This is a genomic window from Bradyrhizobium sp. USDA 336 (assembly GCF_044908355.1).
Classification (GTDB): Bacteria; Pseudomonadota; Alphaproteobacteria; order Rhizobiales; family Xanthobacteraceae; genus Bradyrhizobium; species Bradyrhizobium yuanmingense.
The window spans coordinates 6,241,319-6,256,936 of the sequence record NZ_JBIYDC010000002.1; the positions used below are offsets into that span (position 1 = coordinate 6,241,319).

General features: G+C 64.7%; 15 protein-coding genes. 13 read left to right on the top strand and 2 right to left on the bottom strand.

The window, feature by feature from the left end; all coding sequences use genetic code 11:
* The first annotated feature begins 404 nt into the window (after nucleotides 1-404).
* The 8 genes from ABIA45_RS30205 (at nucleotide 405) to phoB (ending at nucleotide 8,213) form a co-directional block, all read left to right on the top strand.
* Nucleotides 405-1,460 carry a lysylphosphatidylglycerol synthase domain-containing protein gene (locus ABIA45_RS30205; RefSeq protein WP_157285722.1) on the top strand — a complete coding sequence of 352 codons (1,056 nt, stop codon included), beginning with the start codon at nucleotides 405-407 and terminating at the stop codon, nucleotides 1,458-1,460.
* Nucleotides 1,461-1,506: 46 nt separating this feature from the next.
* Nucleotides 1,507-2,799, top strand: a complete 1,293-nt coding sequence (locus ABIA45_RS30210; RefSeq protein WP_404654642.1) for an ATP-binding protein — start codon at nucleotides 1,507-1,509, stop codon at nucleotides 2,797-2,799.
* Nucleotides 2,800-2,948: 149 nt separating this feature from the next.
* Nucleotides 2,949-3,962, top strand: coding sequence for a phosphate ABC transporter substrate-binding protein PstS (pstS, locus tag ABIA45_RS30215; protein ID WP_157285719.1), 1,014 nt, complete (start codon nucleotides 2,949-2,951; stop codon nucleotides 3,960-3,962).
* A gap of 135 nt (nucleotides 3,963-4,097) precedes the next feature.
* A complete protein-coding gene (gene pstC / locus ABIA45_RS30220) occupies nucleotides 4,098-5,087 on the top strand; it encodes a phosphate ABC transporter permease subunit PstC (protein ID WP_036001678.1) in 990 nt (329 codons plus the stop codon).
* Between the two features lie 4 nt (nucleotides 5,088-5,091).
* Complete coding sequence (gene pstA, locus ABIA45_RS30225) at nucleotides 5,092-5,937, top strand: phosphate ABC transporter permease PstA (protein WP_157285717.1); 846 nt, start codon at nucleotides 5,092-5,094, stop codon at nucleotides 5,935-5,937.
* Complete coding sequence (pstB, locus tag ABIA45_RS30230; protein ID WP_271546347.1) at nucleotides 5,934-6,755, top strand: phosphate ABC transporter ATP-binding protein PstB; 822 nt, start codon at nucleotides 5,934-5,936, stop codon at nucleotides 6,753-6,755. The genes pstA and pstB overlap by 4 nt, the downstream gene beginning before the upstream one ends.
* Nucleotides 6,756-6,766: 11 nt before the next feature.
* On the top strand, nucleotides 6,767-7,483 hold the full coding sequence (gene phoU, locus ABIA45_RS30235; RefSeq protein WP_271546345.1) for a phosphate signaling complex protein PhoU: 717 nt from the start codon (nucleotides 6,767-6,769) through the stop codon (nucleotides 7,481-7,483).
* A gap of 22 nt (nucleotides 7,484-7,505) precedes the next feature.
* Nucleotides 7,506-8,213 carry a phosphate regulon transcriptional regulator PhoB gene (gene phoB, locus ABIA45_RS30240; RefSeq protein WP_008143479.1) on the top strand — a complete coding sequence of 236 codons (708 nt, stop codon included), beginning with the start codon at nucleotides 7,506-7,508 and terminating at the stop codon, nucleotides 8,211-8,213.
* A gap of 290 nt (nucleotides 8,214-8,503) precedes the next feature.
* Here the strand turns inward: phoB and ABIA45_RS30245 are convergent, their stop codons facing one another.
* Entirely contained in the window at nucleotides 8,504-9,016 is a 513-nt protein-coding gene (locus ABIA45_RS30245; RefSeq protein WP_036001664.1) for a GcrA family cell cycle regulator, read from the bottom strand.
* A 460-nt stretch (nucleotides 9,017-9,476) separates the two neighbouring features.
* Here ABIA45_RS30245 and ABIA45_RS30250 point away from each other — a divergent pair, with 460 nt between their 5' ends.
* The 3 genes from ABIA45_RS30250 (at nucleotide 9,477) to ABIA45_RS30260 (ending at nucleotide 12,797) form a co-directional block, all read left to right on the top strand.
* The gene (locus tag ABIA45_RS30250) at nucleotides 9,477-10,685 is read left to right on the top strand and encodes an aspartate aminotransferase family protein (RefSeq protein WP_404545403.1); all 1,209 of its coding nucleotides are present in this window, start codon (nucleotides 9,477-9,479) and stop codon (nucleotides 10,683-10,685) included.
* On the top strand, nucleotides 10,685-11,620 hold the full coding sequence (argF, locus tag ABIA45_RS30255) for an ornithine carbamoyltransferase (protein WP_036042744.1): 936 nt from the start codon (nucleotides 10,685-10,687) through the stop codon (nucleotides 11,618-11,620). The genes ABIA45_RS30250 and argF overlap by 1 nt, the downstream gene beginning before the upstream one ends.
* Before the next feature lie 169 nt (nucleotides 11,621-11,789).
* On the top strand, nucleotides 11,790-12,797 hold the full coding sequence (locus ABIA45_RS30260; protein ID WP_404654643.1) for an Hsp33 family molecular chaperone: 1,008 nt from the start codon (nucleotides 11,790-11,792) through the stop codon (nucleotides 12,795-12,797).
* A 186-nt stretch (nucleotides 12,798-12,983) separates the two neighbouring features.
* Here the strand turns inward: ABIA45_RS30260 and apaG are convergent, their stop codons facing one another.
* Nucleotides 12,984-13,376 carry a Co2+/Mg2+ efflux protein ApaG gene (apaG, locus tag ABIA45_RS30265; RefSeq protein ID WP_024337101.1) on the bottom strand — a complete coding sequence of 131 codons (393 nt, stop codon included), beginning with the start codon at nucleotides 13,374-13,376 and terminating at the stop codon, nucleotides 12,984-12,986.
* A gap of 195 nt (nucleotides 13,377-13,571) precedes the next feature.
* Here apaG and ABIA45_RS30270 point away from each other — a divergent pair, with 195 nt between their 5' ends.
* Both ABIA45_RS30270 and ABIA45_RS30275 read left to right on the top strand, forming a co-directional pair.
* The gene (locus ABIA45_RS30270) at nucleotides 13,572-14,828 is read left to right on the top strand and encodes an OpgC domain-containing protein (RefSeq protein ID WP_404545407.1); all 1,257 of its coding nucleotides are present in this window, start codon (nucleotides 13,572-13,574) and stop codon (nucleotides 14,826-14,828) included.
* Nucleotides 14,828-15,607 carry an SGNH/GDSL hydrolase family protein gene (locus ABIA45_RS30275; RefSeq protein WP_271546336.1) on the top strand — a complete coding sequence of 260 codons (780 nt, stop codon included), beginning with the start codon at nucleotides 14,828-14,830 and terminating at the stop codon, nucleotides 15,605-15,607. The genes ABIA45_RS30270 and ABIA45_RS30275 overlap by 1 nt, the downstream gene beginning before the upstream one ends.
* The last annotated feature ends 11 nt before the right edge of the window (nucleotides 15,608-15,618 follow it).

A 15,618-nucleotide genomic window follows, 5' to 3' on the forward strand; every position in this document is an offset into this window, starting at 1 on the left:
CGGCCTTTCGGCGCATTGGAAAACCGGGACCTGGCCGCTCCAGTCACCCCTCTTTCAACAGGCAGGCCGGCTCCATAGATTGACGTCGGCTTAAGGCGTGACGGAACATTGTGCGGCCGAAATCATCAAAACTTCATGGCCCCTGCGCAGGATCGCCTGGAGATTCGCGCCAAGCCTTGCCGACGAAAGCGCCAAATCCTGCACTGGGAGTTGCAACCCTGCCTAAAATATTGAAGGCACGTGTTTTTGTTCGAATTGGCGAATTCCACTTCGGCCGAAAACGCGCTAGTGGAGGGGCAGGGGGCATGCGCGATTCCGGCGCCGGCGGCGAGGGTTCGTTGAATGCCTGCGCGTCCGCCTGTCCGCCGGCCACCCTGGCCGCTGAAGCGTTGTTCGAGGTCTAGATGCTGGAAGCCATACGCAGGGCGATGACGTTTCTGCGCCAGAAGCAAGTCCTGCATAAGCTTGGAGTCGTGATCAGCATCGCGGTCATCGGCATCGCTTGCTACGTGCTCTACCACATGCTGCGCGGCATCGATTTCAACGAGGTCCTCGAAGCGATCAAGAGCACCGAGCCGAGCCAGATTGCGATGGCGGCGCTATTCGTCACTGCGGGCTATTTCACGCTGACCTTCTACGACCTCTTCGCCACGCGCGCGATCGGCCATGCCCATGTGCCCTATCGCATCAACGCGCTCGCGGCCTTCACCAGCTATTCGATCGGCCACAATGTCGGCGCCTCCGTCTTCACCGGCGGGGCGGTGCGCTACCGCATCTATTCGGCCTATGGGCTCAACGCGATCGACGTCGCAAAAATCTGCTTTCTCGCCGGCCTGACCTTCTGGCTGGGCAATGCCGCCGTGCTCGGCCTCGGCATCGCCTACCATCCGGAGGCGGCAGCCTCGATCGATCAGCTGCCGGTCTGGCTGAACCGGACACTGGCGCTGACGATCATCGTGGCGCTGATCGGCTACGTAATCTGGGTCTGGAGCCAGCCGCGGGTGGTCGGCCGCGGCCCCTGGACCGTGGTGCTGCCGGGCGGCCCGCTGACGCTGCTCCAGATCGCGATCGGCATCGTCGATCTCGGTTTCTGCGCGCTGGCGATGTATGTGCTGGTCCCCGACGAGCCCAATCTCGGCTTCGTGATGGTCGCGGTGATCTTCGTCTCGGCGACCCTGCTCGGCTTCGCCAGCCATTCACCCGGAGGCTTGGGGGTGTTCGATGCCGCCATGCTGGTCGGCCTCTGGCAGATGGACCGCGAGGAGCTGCTGGGCGGCATGCTCCTGTTCCGCGTCCTCTATTATCTGTCTCCGTTCGTCTTATCTGTAATCTTGCTGACGTTTCGAGAGGTTATAATCGGCGCCCGATCGAAGCGCTTGCAACAGGCGGCGCTCAAGCTGGACCCCGGCCCGGCGCCTGAAGCCGCCTATGTGAGAGAGCGCAGCGACAGCGGCGCCTGACCGGTGTCAGGTCCTTAAGGACAGTCCCCAGGAGAAGTCCGCCCCGATGGCGATCGACGCCCCCTCTTCTCCCTCCGCCCAGCCCTGGTCCGATCGGCTGCGGCACTCGACCATCATCCTGATCGCCGCGGCGCTGGCGCTGTCCGTCGTGGTCTCGCTCGGCGAATTGTCGGCGCTGCACGCTGCAATCGTGTTCCTCTGCATCGCGGCGGCTGCCTTGATCCCGTGGCGGCTGCACGATCCCGCCACCTCCCGCGACGACGTCAGACGCATCAACCCGGTCGAGAGCGCGGCGGTGGCCGCGGTGGTCGCCGGCATGCCGGATCCGGCGGTGCTGCTCGACCGGGCCGGCCGCGTCATCCACCTCAACGCCGCCGCCGCCCAGCTCGCGCCGGCGCTGCGCAAGAACGAGCTCGCCCAGTTCGCGCTGCGCTCGCCGGAGATCATCACCGCGCTGCGCGAGGCCATCGCGACCACCGAGCCGCGGCGCGCGACCTATCTCGATCATGTTCCGGTTGATCGCTGGATGGAGCTGATCATCACGCCGGTACCGGTGCCGACCAGCTTCGGCGGCGCCGACAAATGCATGCTGATGACCTTCCACGACCAGACGCCGCTGCGCCGGGTCGAGGAGATGCGCGCCGACTTCGTCGCCAATGCCAGCCACGAGCTGCGCACGCCGCTGGCGGCGCTGTCGGGCTTCATCGATACGCTCCAGGGCCAGGCCAAGGACGATCCCAAGGCGCGCGAGCGCTTCCTCGGCATCATGCACAACCAGGCCACGCGCATGGCGCGCCTGATCGACGATCTCTTGTCGCTGTCGCGGGTCGAGCTGTCGGCCCATGTCCGGCCCGACACCCTGGTCGATCTCGTCCCGATCATCCGTCAGGTCGCCGACGGGCTCGAGCCGCTGGCGCGCGAGCGTCAGGTCGAGGTGGACATCCACCTGCCGGAGCCACCGGTGATGATCGCGGGGGACCGCGAGGAGCTGCTCCGCCTGTTCGAGAACCTGATCGAGAACGCGCTCAAATACGGCGCCTCCGGCGGGCGCGTCATCGTGTCGCTGACCTCGAGCGCCGCCGCTGACGGAGCTCAGGAAATCCGGGTCATGGTCCGCGATTTCGGCCCGGGCATCGCGCCGGAGCACCTGCCGCGGCTGACCGAGCGCTTCTACCGGGTCGATGTCGGCGACAGCCGCTCGCAAGGCGGCACCGGGCTCGGGTTATCGCTGGTGAAACATATTCTTAACCGTCATCGCGGCCGCCTTTTGATCGAAAGCGTGCCCAGGCAGGGCGCCACCTTCACCGCCTGTTTTCCCCAGACCAAGACTCCGGCTTGATCGGAAACGCAAGCAATTTCAATTGCTTGGTGTCGTCATCCAACTGTCACGAAACCTTCGTAAAAGCACAGCCGACCGCCCCTAAAGCGGCGGCGCGGGGAGCGCGATCGGGCGCGGATGGCGCTTCGCTCCCCTGTATGGAGACCAGCATGAATTTCCTCAAAACCATGGTCGCTGCCGGCTTGGTCGCCGCATCGACGACGGTAGCCTTTGCAGCCGACATCACCGGTGCCGGCGCGACGTTCCCGTTCCCGATCTATTCGAAGTGGGCCGACGCCTACAAAAAGGAGACCGGCAACGGTCTGAACTATCAGTCCATCGGCTCCGGCGGCGGCATCAAGCAGATCCAGGCCAAGACTGTGACCTTCGGCGCCACCGACGCGCCGCTCAAGGCCGAGCAACTCGAGAAGGACGGCCTCGTCCAGTGGCCGATGGTGATGGGTGCCATCGTCCCCGTCGTCAACCTCGAGGGCGTGAAGCCGGGCGAGCTGGTGTTCGACGGCGAGACCCTGGCCAACATCTATCTCGGCAAGATCACCAAGTGGGACGATGCCGCGATCAAGAAGCTCAATCCCAACGCGAAGCTGCCGTCAGAAGCCATCACCGTGGTCCGTCGTTCGGACGGCTCGGGCACCACCTTCAACTTCACCAACTATCTCTCCAAGGCCAGCGCCGACTGGAAGAGCAAGGTCGGCGAGGGCACCGCGGTCGAGTGGCCGGTCGGCGTCGGCGCCAAGGGTAACGAGGGTGTGTCCGGCAACATCAGCCAGACCAAGAACTCGATCGGCTATGTCGAATACGCCTATGCCAAGCAGAACAAGCTCACCCACACCGGTCTCGTCAACAAGGCCGGCAAGCCGGTGCAGCCGACCGTCGAGGCCTTCCAGGCGGCCGCTTCCAACGCCGATTGGTCCAAGGCTCCCGGCTATTACGTCATCCTGACCGAGCAGCCCGGCGAGAAGTCCTGGCCGATCACGGCGGCGACCTTCATCCTGATGCACAAGTCCGCCACCGACAAGGCGGCCGCGCAGGAAGCGATCAAGTTCTTCCGCTGGGCCTTCAAGAACGGCGGCAAGATGGCCGAGGAGCTCGACTACATTCCGATGCCGGACAGCGTCGTCCAGCAGATCGAGAAGACCTGGGCTGCCGAGATCAAGAGCTAAGGCGCCATATGCGTCCCGGACACGGTTCCGGAACGCTGCAAGATCTCCGCTCCGGATCGGCCTCCTGCCGCATCCGGAGCGCGCCACCAACAACAAGCGTACATAAAACGGGTATAGGGGATCGGCGTGGCTGAGATGGCTGTTGAGAGCAATGTGATTGATGCTGCCGGTCCATATGATCGCGCCAAGGCCTTGAGCGCGTTCAAGCTCGGCGACGTCACCTTCTACTGGATCACGCGGTTGTCCGCGATCTCGGTGCTGCTGATCCTCGGCGGCATCATCATCTCGCTGATCGTCGGCGCCTTCCCGGCGATCCAGGAGTTCGGCATCTCCTTCCTGTGGACGCAGCGCTGGGCGCCCTCGGCCGATCCGCCGGTGCTCGGCGCGCTCGGGCCGATCTACGGCACGCTTGTCACCTCCTTCATCGCGATGCTGATCGCCATTCCCGTCGGTCTCGGCATTGCGATCTTCCTCACCGAGCTCTGCCCGCAATGGCTGCGCCGCCCGATCGGCATGGCGGTCGAGCTGCTCGCCGGCATTCCCTCGATCATCTACGGCATGTGGGGCTTCTTCGTGCTCGGCCCGTTCCTGGCCAACACCTTCCAGCCCTTCATGATCAGGGTGTTCGACGGCGTCCCCGTGCTGGGCGCGATCTTCGCAGGGCCCCCGTCCTATCTCAGCCTGTTCAACGCCGCGCTGATCCTCGCCATCATGGTGCTGCCCTTCATCACCTCGATTTCGGTCGACGTGTTCAAGACGGTGCCGCCGGTGCTGAAGGAAGCCGCCTACGGCGTCGGCTGCACCACCTGGGAGGTCGTCCGCAGCGTGGTGATCCCCTACACCCGCGTCGGCATCATCGGCGGCGTCATGCTGGCGCTGGGCCGGGCGCTCGGCGAGACCATGGCGGTGACCTTCATCATCGGCAACTCGTTCCGGATCTCCTCGTCGATCTTCGCGCCGGGCACGACCATCTCGGCGGCGATCGCATCCGAGTTCGCCGAGAGCGACGGCCTGCACCAGTCCGGCCTGATCCTGCTCGGCCTCCTGCTGTTCGTGCTGACGTTCTTCGTGCTCGCGGCCGCCCGTTTGATGCTGCTGCGCCTCGAAACCAAGGCCGGGAAGTGAAGCCATGAACCCGATCTATTCACGCCGCCGCCGCTGGGACATCGTCATCCGCGGCCTCTGCATCGCCGCCGCCGCCTTCGGCGTCACCTGGCTCGCGCTGATCTTGGTCACGCTGCTCTACAACGGCCTGGCCGGGCTCAACCTCCAGGTCTTCACAGCTGACACGCCGCCGCCCGGATCGAACGAGGGCGGCCTGCGCAACGCCATCGTCGGCTCGCTGATCATGACCGTGATCGGCGTCGGCATCGGCGCGCCGCTCGGCCTGTTCGCCGGCACCTATCTCGCCGAGTACGGCCGCAACGACAAGCTGACCTCGGTGATCCGCTTCATCAACGACATTCTCTTGTCGGCACCCTCGATCATCATCGGCCTCTTCATCTATGGCGCGGTGGTGGTGCCGATGCGCGGCTTCTCGGCGATTGCGGGCGCGCTGGCGCTTGCCGTCATCGTGATCCCGGTCGTCGTGCGCACCACGGAGGACATGCTGCTGCTGGTGCCGAATCCGTTGCGCGAAGCTGCCAGCGCGCTCGGCCTGCCGCGCTCGCTGGTGATCAGGCGAATCGCGTACCGTGCGGCGCGCGCCGGCCTCATCACCGGCGTGCTGCTCGCCACCGCCCGGGTCGCCGGCGAGACCGCGCCGCTGTTGTTCACGGCGCTGTCGAACCAGTTCTTCAGCCTCGGCCTGGACAAGACGATGGCGAACCTGCCTGTCACCATCAACAACTTCGTGCAGAGCCCCTACGAATATTGGAAGCAACTCGCCTGGAGCGGCGCGCTGCTGATCACCCTGACCGTGCTTGCCCTTAACATTGGCGCGCGCATCCTTGGCGCCGAGAGGACTGCAAAATGAGTGAAATGTCTGTTTCCGTCAGCGCACCGACCGTTCATCCCGGTTCGCAGCCGTTGCCCGAGGCGCCCGCCAAGGTCACCGCGCGCAACCTCAACTTCTACTACGGTGATCACCACGCGCTGAAGAACATCAACCTGGCGCTCGGCACCAACCGCGTCACGGCGTTCATCGGCCCGTCCGGCTGCGGCAAGTCCACCCTGCTGCGCATCTTCAACCGGATGTACGACCTCTATCCGGGCCAGCGCGCAGACGGTCAGCTGTTGCTCGACCATACCAACATCCTCGACCCCAAGCTCGACCTCAACCTGCTCCGTGCCCGGGTCGGCATGGTGTTCCAGAAGCCGACGCCGTTCCCGATGACGATCTACGAGAACATCGCCTTCGGCATTCGTCTCTACGAGAAGATCTCCAAGTCCGAGATGGACGGCCGCGTCGAGAAGGCGCTGCGCGGCGGCGCGCTGTGGAACGAGGTCAAGGACAAGCTCAATGCCTCCGGCCTGTCGCTCTCCGGCGGCCAGCAGCAGCGCCTCTGCATCGCCCGCACCGTCGCGGTGCGGCCCGAGGTGATCTTGTTCGACGAGCCTTGCTCGGCGCTCGACCCGATCTCGACCGCCAAGGTCGAAGAGCTGATCCAGGAATTGTCCGAGAACTACACGATCGCGATCGTGACCCACAACATGCAGCAGGCGGCGCGCGTCTCCGACAAGACCGCCTTCATGTATCTCGGCGAGTTGATCGAGTTCGATGACACCAGCAAGATCTTCACGTCGCCGAGCGATCGGCGCACGCAGGATTACATCACCGGCCGGTTCGGCTGAGGAGACGGAACATGGGTTCTGAACATACCGTAAAGGCCTTCGACAGCGATCTTCAGGAGCTCACCCGCCTTGTCGCCGAGATGGGCGGCATCGCCGAGCGCATGATCGTCGATTCCGTCGACGCGCTGATCCGCCGCGACGTCGCGCTCGGCCAGCGCGTGGTCGCCACCGACGCCGAGCTCGACGCGCTGCAGAAGCGCATCGAGGAGCGCGCCGTGCTCACCATCGCCCGCCGCCAGCCGATGGCCGTCGACCTGCGCGAGATCGTCGGCGCCATGCGCGTTGCGACCGATCTCGAGCGCATCGGCGATCTCGCCAAGAACATGGGCAAGCGCGTCGCGGCGCTGGAGACGGATTTCCATCCGCTCAAGCTGTTCCGCGGCCTGGAGCACATGACCGACCTCGTGCAGCAGCAGGTCAAGTCGGTGCTGGACGCCTATGCCGCGCACGACCTGCCGGCGGCGATGGCGGTGTGGAAGGGCGACGAGGAAGTCGACGCCATCTGCACCTCGCTGTTCCGCGAGCTCCTCACCTACATGATGGAGGATCCGCGCAACATCTCGTTCTGCATCCACCTGATGTTCTGTGCCAAGAACATCGAGCGGATCGGCGACCACGCCACCAACATCGCCGAGACCGTGTTCTACATGATCGAGGGCCAGGCGATCACTGACAAGCGGCCGAAGGGCGACATGACGACCTTCGCCACGACGGTGCCGAACACCTGACGACTTAAGGAGCGACGACCACATGGGCGCACGCATTATGGTGGTTGAGGACGAGGAAGCTCTCACCGAGCTTCTCCGCTACAACCTCGAAGGCGACGGCTATGACGTCGAGACGGTGATGCGCGGCGATGACGCCGACACCCGCCTCAAGGAGCACATTCCCGATCTGATCGTGCTCGACTGGATGCTGCCGGGCCTGTCGGGCATCGAGCTGTGCCGGCGGCTTCGGACCCGTCCCGAGACCAAGCAGCTGCCGATCATCATGCTCACCGCGCGCGGCGAGGAGAGCGAGCGGGTGCGCGGGCTTGCGACCGGCGCGGATGACTACATCGTCAAGCCGTTCTCGGTGCCGGAGCTGCTCGCGCGCGTGAAGGGCCTCTTGCGGCGTGCCAGCCCCGAGCGCCTCGCCACCGTGCTCGCCTATGGCGATATCGAGCTCGACCGCGACAAGCGCCGGGTGGCGCGCTCGGGCCGGCCGATCGATCTCGGCCCGACCGAATATCGCCTGCTGGAGTTCTTCCTGGAGCATCCCGGCCGCGTGTTCTCGCGCGAGCAGCTGCTCGACAGCGTCTGGGGCCGCGACATCTACATCGACGAGCGCACCGTCGACGTCCATATCGGCCGCCTGCGCAAGCTGCTCAATCTCGGCCGCGAGCAGGACCCGATCCGCACCGTCCGCGGCGCCGGCTACGCGCTGGACGATCGCTTCGCGAAGGCTGAGCAGACCTGAGTTTTTTGGATCTCGGATTAGCGCACCGCGGCAACAATCTCAGTCGTCATCCCGGGGCGCGCGCAGCGCGAGCCCGGGATCTCAGCGCGAGCGCCCGCGCTCGTCGCGATCAACAATAGGACGTGCTTTGGCGAAGACTCGGAGCAACCATCTCGCGCAATCACCGCGCTCTGTGGTTATGGGATCCCCGCCCCCCGTGCGCAATCGCGCACTAGGCGGGGATGACATCGAATAATAGGAGCCGTCATCGTGTGACGGCTGCCGTCCTGGCGATCAATGAAATCGCAAGCTCACCGCGTGCCCGGCTTCGGTGCTGCGCGACGGCGGTCCGCTGCGGGCTGATAGGCCACGCGCGAATGCTGGGCACAATAGGGCAGGCCTGAGAGCGCCTTGCCGCCGCAGAAGAAGAAATCCGGGCTCGAGGGATCGCCGACCGGCCAGTGGCAGGTCGCCTCGTTCAATTCCAGCAGCGACAGCCGCTGGCTCATCGGCACCACGTTGTCGTAGGTAACCGGCTCGGCTTCCAACTCGACCTCGAAGGCCTGCGCCAGCGCGGTGTTGCCGCGCGCGACGGGGCGGGTCACCCGCATCATGTGCTGCGCGGGCCGTGCCTTGCGCGGCCGCGGCGCTGCCGATGAAGGGCTCTTGGCGCGGCCGGACAGGCCGAGCCGGTGCACCTTGCCGATCACGGCATTGCGGGTCACATTGCCGAGCTCCGCCGCGATCTGGCTGGCCGAAAGTCCGGCCTCCCAGAGCTTCTTCAGCTGCTCGACGCGATCATCGGACCAGGTCAAAACCGTCATTGCACCCTTTCCCTCGCTGCGCGCCTGCCATCCTGGGGCCTTCGCAGCGAATGCTTTAGCCTTGAAAAACCCGTGCCGTCAGAATCCCTTAAGGCTCGCCGGGCGCGCTCAAGACGCCCGAACGTTTACGCCGGTACATGAGGACTTCTGGGATCAGAACTGCTGCACGAGATGTCGTATCTGACAGTCCAAACGCTACAATATGGCGTGACTCCCGCGCAAGAGTCCGCCGACTCGCTTCCACATGTTCCGTGGTGAAAAACCCGCAAAATCGGCACCGCAAGACTACGGAATCAGCGTTTCGCGAGGCTTTCCGGGCGGCATTGACACCCGTCTTGCCAAGCATAAGATAGTGCCACGTGCCGCCCTTAAAAGGCGGCACGTTTCGTTTTCCGGGGCCGGTCGATGGTGCGTCGCGCAATGCATGCCCTCACACCGTCCGCAACATTCAAGTGACGTCATGACTAACAGCGCAGCGCCGCATTTGCTCCCCGTTTTCGCCAGGGCCGACCTCGGTTTCGAGCGCGGCGAAGGCTGCTGGCTGATCGCGACCAACGGCGATCGCTATCTCGATTTCACCTCGGGCGTGGCGGTGAATGCGCTCGGCCATGTCCATCCCGCGCTGGTAAAGGCATTGCAGGAGCAGGCGACCAAGCTCTGGCACATGTCGAACCTGTTCCAGAGCCCTGATGGCGAGAAGCTCGCAAGCCGCCTCTGCAATGAGAGCTTTGCGGACTTCGTGTTCTTCTGCAATTCCGGCGCCGAGGCGCTGGAAGGCGTGATCAAGCTGGTGCGTCACCATCACTTCTCCAAGGGGCATCCGGAGCGTTACCGCATGATCACCTTCGAGGGTGCCTTCCATGGCCGCACGCTGGCGACGCTCGCCGCCACCGGCTCTGCGAAATATCTCGAGGGCTTCGGCCCGCCGATGGATGGCTTCGACCAGGTGCCGCATGGTGATCTGGAGGCTGTGAAGAAAGCGATCGGTCCGCACACCGCCGGCATTCTCATCGAGCCGATCCAGGGCGAGGGTGGCGTTCGTTCTGCACCTCACGCCTTCCTGAGGGCGCTGCGCGAGCTCTGCAACGAGCGCGGCCTGTTGCTCGCCTTCGACGAGGTGCAGACCGGCATGGGCCGCACGGGCGAGCTCTTTGCCTACAAGCGCACCGGCGTCACACCGGACGTGATGTCGCTCGCCAAGGCGCTCGGCGGCGGCTTTCCGATCGGCGCGGTGCTGGCGACCGCGGATGCGGCCGCCGGCATGGGGCCCGGCTCGCACGGCTCGACCTTCGGCGGCAATCCGCTCGCGATCTCGGCTGCCAACGCCGTGCTCGACGTCATGCTCAAGCCCGGCTTCTTCGACCACGTGCAGAAGATGTCGCTGCTGCTCAAGCAGAAGCTCGCCTCCGTGATCGATCGTCACCCTGATGTCGTCAGCGAGGTTCGCGGCGAGGGCCTGCTGATCGGCATCAAGGCCGTGGTGCCTTCGGGCGATCTCGTCGCGGCGCTGCGCGCCGAAAAGCTGCTCACCGTCGGGGCCGGCGACAATGTCGTGCGCTTCCTGCCGCCCCTGATCGTCACCGAAGCGGAGATCGAGGACAGCGTCGGGCGGTTAGAGCGGGCCTGCGCTGCGATCTCCTCCAGCCAGACCAAGCGGGCGGCAAGCTGATGAGCACGACGCCCAACAAAGCTCCCAAGCACTTCCTGGACATCAACGAGCTGCCGCTGTCGGAGCTCAAGAGCATGCTCGCCGCCTCTTCCGCCATGAAGGCGAAGCAGAAGGCGCAACAGCCGGTCAGGCCGCTCGAGGGCAAGACGCTGGCGATGATCTTCGAGCGTCCCTCGACCCGCACCCGCGTCTCGTTCGACGTCGGCATGCGCCAGCTCGGCGGCGAGGCGATCATGCTCACCGGCGCCGAGATGCAGCTCGGCCGCGGCGAGACCATCGCCGACACCGCGCGGGTGCTGTCGCGCTATGTCGACGCCATCATGATCCGCATCCTCAACCACGATGCGCTGCTGGAGCTCGCGGCCAACGCCACCGTGCCCGTCATCAACGGCCTGACGCGGCGTTCGCATCCCTGCCAGGTGATGGCCGACCTCATGACCTATGAGGAACATCGCGGCCCGATCGAGGGCAAGACGGTGGCCTGGACCGGCGACGACAACAACGTGCTGGCGTCCTGGGCCCATGCCGCCGAGCGCTTCAAATTCCAGCTCAATGTCGCAACGCCGCCGGAGCTCGCACCGAAAAAGGCCATGCGCGACTGGATCAAGGCGACGGGCGCGCCGATCGTGCTCGGCACCGATCCCGAGGCCGCCGTGCGCGGCGCCGATTGCGTCGTCACCGACACCTGGGTGTCGATGGGCGACAAGGAGGGCGAGCACCGCCACAACGTCCTCAAGCCCTACCAGGTCAATGCCAAGCTGATGTCGCTGGCAAAGGCGGACGCATTGTTCATGCATTGCCTCCCGGCCCATCGCGGCGAGGAGGTCACCGATGAGGTGATCGACGGGCCGCAATCGGTCGTGTTCGACGAGGCCGAAAACCGCCTGCACGCGCAGAAGGGCATCTTGGCCTGGTGCTTCGACGCGGTGAAGTAACCTTCTTGTAGCCCGGATGAAGCGCAGCGAAATCCGGGGTTCTCAACGCGTGGAAAGACCCCCCGGATTGCGCTGCGCTCCATCCGGGCTACGCAGCTCGTCGTTCCTGGAGGACGGAATGCGGGCGTGCCTCTTTCAATTTGCATCGAACGACCCCAGATAAAGCGCCATGGTTTCCCAATCTCCTGACATGAAAACCGGGCCTGAAGGCCCGGTTCGCGCGCCATCATCGGTTCCGATCGATGACGCCGTGCTGCCTTACGAGGTCGACGCGCTCGACGTGCGCGGGCGCCTGGTGCGGCTTGGCCCCGCGCTCGACGACATTCTCACCAAGCACGATTATCCCGCAGCCGTGGGCAAGCTGCTCGGCGAGGCCATCGTGCTGACTACGCTGCTCGGCTCGACGCTGAAATTCGAGGGCCGCTTCATTCTTCAGGCCCAGACCGACGGTCCGGTGTCGTTCCTGGTGGTCGACTACAAGGCCCCGGACCGCCTGCGCGCCTATGCGCGCTTCGACGCCTCGCGCCTGGGCACGACCAAGGATTCCGGCACGCTGCTCGGCCGCGGCCATCTCGCCATGACCATCGACCAGGGCCCCGACATGAGCCGTTACCAGGGCCTGGTTGCGCTCGACGGCGGCAGCCTGGAAGACGCCGCCCATGAATATTTCCTGCGCTCCGAGCAGATCCCGACGCGCGTGCGCCTCGCGGTCGGCGAGGAGTGGCGCTCGAGCGACGGCGGCAAGCATCGCTGGCGCGCCGGCGGCATGCTGATGCAATTTCTGCCGAAGGCGCCGGAGCGCGCGCGGCAGGCGGACTTGCATCCCGGCGATGCGCCCAACGGCACCGAGGTGCACAGCGTCGCCGAGGACGATGCCTGGGTCGAGGCGCGCTCGCTGATCGAGACCGTCGAGGACGTCGAGCTGATCGATCCCGAGCTCTCCGGCGAGCGGCTGCTCTACCGCCTCTTCCACGAGCGCGGCGTGCGCGTGTTCAATCCGCAGGTGCTCGAGGCGCGGTGCTCCTGCTCGCGCGATGCGGTCGCCGCGATGCTCAAGAGCTTCTCGCACGACGACCGCGCCGCCATGGTCAAGGACGACAAGGTCGTCGTCACCTGCGAATTCTGCTCGTCGGTGTACCAGTTCACGCCGCACGAGGCGGGCGTCGAGGACGCGTAAGCCTATCCGCGTCGCTGCACTCAATGACGAGTGGAGCAGTGCCACACGCGCGGTGTCATCGCCCGACTTGATCGGGCGATCCAGTACTCCGAGACGATGCTGATCGAAACGAGAGGCCGTGGCGTACTGGATGCCCCGGTCAAGCCGGGGCATGACAGTTGTGAGTGTTACGGCGAACTCGCCTCCCTAATTCAACACCCGCTTGTTGTCGGGGCTGTCCAGCGAAAATGTCGGCACGTCGATCTCGAAACGCTCGCCGGTTTCGCTGACCATCTGGTAGCGGCCGGTCATGAAGCCCGAGGCGGTCGAGAGCGGCACGCCGGAGGTGTATTCGAAGCGCTCCCCGGGGGCGAGGATCGGCTGCTCGCCGACCACGCCTTCGCCCTTCACCTCCTGCTGGCGGCCGGAGGCATCGGTGATGATCCAGTGCCGCGTCTTGAGCTGCACGGTCTCCTCGCCCGAATTGGTGATGACGATGGTGTAGGACCAGAAGTAGCGCGAGCGGTCGGCCGACGATTGCTCCGGAACAAAGTTCGGCTCGACGGTCACTTCGATCTGGCGGGTCACGGCGCGGTACATGGCTGTCATCATACCGAAATCCGCCCCGGGAACCAAACCCCCGCGGGCGCCTTGGCGACATCGTCCCGCCAGAATTGGCGGGAAAGCACACCACCGAGGGAGACACCCTGATGTGATCCGGACGCTTTGCGAGACGACAGCCGGACCATTACACTGCTTCAATGTCGCGATTTGCGGAAGGGTTTCCAGGCCCCGATGACCATTGCCGACCAAGTGACGGGATCGACCATCGCAGGAACCGCGGGCGCCAAGCCCGCAGGGACCAAGGCGCGCGCCGCAGCGCCGGCCATCACGCTGCCCGCCATCGGCGAGCGCGAGCTCCGACTCGATCTGTTCCGCGGGCTCGCGCTATGGCTGATCTTCATCGACCATCTGCCGCCCAGTCTGCTGACCTGGTTCACGATCCGCAATTACGGCCTCAGCGACGCCACCGAAATTTTCATCTTCATCTCCGGCTACACCGCCGCCTTCGTCTATGGCCGGGCCATGCTGGAGAGCGGCGTTCTCATCGCCACCGCGCGCATCCTGCGCCGGGTCTGGCAGATCTACGTCGCCCACGTCTTCCTGTTCACGATCTTCCTCGCCGAGATCTCCTATGTCGCGACCAGGTTCGAGAACCCGCTCTACACCGAAGAGATGGGCATCATGGACTTCCTCAAGCAGCCCGACGTCGTCATCGTGCAGGCGCTGCTGCTGCGCTTCCGTCCCGTCAACATGGACGTGCTGCCGCTCTACATCGTGCTGATGCTGGCGCTGCCTCTGATCCTGTGGTCGATGAAATGGCGGCCGGACGTCACGCTCGGGCTGTCGGTCCTGCTCTACGCGGTGACCTGGGAGTACGACCTTTACCTGTCGGCCTATCCGAACGGCTTCTGGGCCTTCAATCCTTTCGCCTGGCAATTGTTGTTCGTGTTCGGTGCCTGGTGCGCGCTCGGAGGTGCGCGTCGCATGTCGGGCATCCTGGCCTCGCCCGTGACGATGTGGATCTCGATCGCCTATCTCATCGCGGCGTTCTACGTGACCTTGACCTGGTACGTGCCCCAGCTCTCCCAGTTCATGCCGAAGCAGATCGAACAATGGATGTATCCGATCGACAAGACCGACCTCGACGTGCTGCGCTTCGCGCACTTCCTGGCGCTGGCGGCGCTGACCGTACGCTTCCTGCCCCGCGATTGGCCGGGCTTGAAATCGCGCTGGCTACGACCATTGATTCTATGTGGTCAGCATTCGCTCGAGATCTTCTGCCTCGGCGTCTTCCTGGCCTTTGCCGGCCATTTCGTCCTCGCCGAAATCTCCGGCGGGCCGGTGATGCATGCGTTGATTAGCCTCTCCGGAATCCTGATCATGTGGGGAGTTGCGTGGATCATTTCGTGGTACAAGCGTGTGGCTGACAAGAGCGGTGCGAAAACCAAGAACGCCGTCGGCAACGCCGATCTGGCGGGAGGGGGCTGATGAAGGCGAAGGTTCTCCTGAGCCTGGTCCTGCTGTGCGGTAACCTCGCCGCGCCCACGGCGCGCGCGGGCGATGCCGCGTCTGCCGCATCCCCTGTGCCTGCGGCCTGCGAATTGCCGTCCTATCTGCTGACCAGTGAAAGCCAGCTGCCCAAGGTCGCCGAGGCGATCAAGGCCGGCAAACCGCTCGACATCCTGGTGATCGGCAGCCGCTCGACCACGATTCCGTCGTCGGAGAGCAGCTCCTATCCGGCGCGCATGGAGGCGATCCTCAAGGAGAAGCTGCCGCCCTCCGAGCCGGTGCACGTCTCCGTAGAAATACAGAGCAAGAAAACGGCAGAGGAGACCGCGTCCACCTTCGTTAAGCTGATGGAAGCAAAAACGCCTACTTTGGTCATCTGGCAGACCGGGACCGTGGATGCTATCCGATCCATCGATCCCGACGAATTTCGTAGCGCGGTGACCGACGGGGTTGTTGCGCTGCAAAAGGCAGGGGCGGACGTCGTCTTGATGAATTTGCAATATAGCCCGCGCACCGAGACCATGATCTCGGCGCAGCCTTTTCTCGATAATATGCGCGTCGTGGCACAGGAGCACGACATCCCGCTGTTCGATCGTTTCGCGATCATGCGGCAGTGGAATGAACAGGGCCAGTTCGACCTGTTCAACCCGTCCCGCGGGCCTGAGCTGGCGAAACAGGTCCATGATTGCCTCGGCCGGGCGTTGGCACAGTTCGTGATTGACGCTGCTCATCTGGAGCCGGCCCAGCAGCAAAATTGAGGTCTAGCGTT

Bases quoted from the DNA above. Each gene is read 5' to 3' on its own strand.
- phoB (WP_008143479.1), top strand. From the start codon at position 7,506: ATGGGCGCACGCATTATGGTGGTTGAGGACGAGGAAGCTCTCACCGAG.
- pstS (WP_157285719.1), top strand. From the start codon at position 2,949: ATGAATTTCCTCAAAACCATGGTCGCTGCCGGCTTGGTCGCCGCATCG.
- phoU (WP_271546345.1), top strand. From the start codon at position 6,767: ATGGGTTCTGAACATACCGTAAAGGCCTTCGACAGCGATCTTCAGGAG.
- ABIA45_RS30205 (WP_157285722.1), top strand. From the start codon at position 405: ATGCTGGAAGCCATACGCAGGGCGATGACGTTTCTGCGCCAGAAGCAA.
- ABIA45_RS30210 (WP_404654642.1), top strand. From the start codon at position 1,507: ATGGCGATCGACGCCCCCTCTTCTCCCTCCGCCCAGCCCTGGTCCGAT.
- apaG (WP_024337101.1), bottom strand. From the start codon at position 13,376: ATGTACCGCGCCGTGACCCGCCAGATCGAAGTGACCGTCGAGCCGAAC.
- argF (WP_036042744.1), top strand. From the start codon at position 10,685: ATGAGCACGACGCCCAACAAAGCTCCCAAGCACTTCCTGGACATCAAC.
- pstB (WP_271546347.1), top strand. From the start codon at position 5,934: ATGAGTGAAATGTCTGTTTCCGTCAGCGCACCGACCGTTCATCCCGGT.
- ABIA45_RS30275 (WP_271546336.1), top strand. From the start codon at position 14,828: ATGAAGGCGAAGGTTCTCCTGAGCCTGGTCCTGCTGTGCGGTAACCTC.
- ABIA45_RS30260 (WP_404654643.1), top strand. From the start codon at position 11,790: ATGGTTTCCCAATCTCCTGACATGAAAACCGGGCCTGAAGGCCCGGTT.
- pstA (WP_157285717.1), top strand. From the start codon at position 5,092: ATGAACCCGATCTATTCACGCCGCCGCCGCTGGGACATCGTCATCCGC.
- ABIA45_RS30270 (WP_404545407.1), top strand. From the start codon at position 13,572: ATGACCATTGCCGACCAAGTGACGGGATCGACCATCGCAGGAACCGCG.
- ABIA45_RS30250 (WP_404545403.1), top strand. From the start codon at position 9,477: ATGACTAACAGCGCAGCGCCGCATTTGCTCCCCGTTTTCGCCAGGGCC.
- ABIA45_RS30245 (WP_036001664.1), bottom strand. From the start codon at position 9,016: ATGACGGTTTTGACCTGGTCCGATGATCGCGTCGAGCAGCTGAAGAAG.
- pstC (WP_036001678.1), top strand. From the start codon at position 4,098: ATGGCTGTTGAGAGCAATGTGATTGATGCTGCCGGTCCATATGATCGC.